Source organism: Dactylosporangium aurantiacum (genome assembly GCF_000716715.1).
In the GTDB taxonomy this organism is placed as follows: Bacteria; Actinomycetota; Actinomycetes; order Mycobacteriales; family Micromonosporaceae; genus Dactylosporangium; species Dactylosporangium aurantiacum.
Genome location: NZ_JNYJ01000202.1, coordinates 1 through 241, shown reverse-complemented (window position 1 = coordinate 241; position 241 = coordinate 1). Strand labels below are relative to the sequence as shown.

Genomic DNA, 241 nt, shown 5'->3' with positions numbered 1-241 from the left:
GAACCAGTACCTGATGCTCGTCGAGGCCATCGGCAGCCAGGGCCGCTACTTCCGCTCGTTCACCTCCAGCAGCCTCAACGGCTCCTGGACGGCGAACGCCGCCACGGAGAGCAACCCCTTCGCCGGCAAGGCCAACAGCGGCGCCACCTGGACCAACGACATCAGCCACGGCGACCTCGTGCGCAGCAACCCCGACCAGACCAAGACCGTCGACGCCTGCAACCTGCAGCTGCTCTACCAG

General features: G+C 66.8%; 1 protein-coding gene. It reads left to right on the top strand.

The features are described 5' to 3' along the window. Positions 1–241, top strand: a 241-nt coding sequence (locus OP18_RS50905) for a non-reducing end alpha-L-arabinofuranosidase family hydrolase (RefSeq protein ID WP_033368080.1), incomplete at both ends; no start/stop codon positions are given.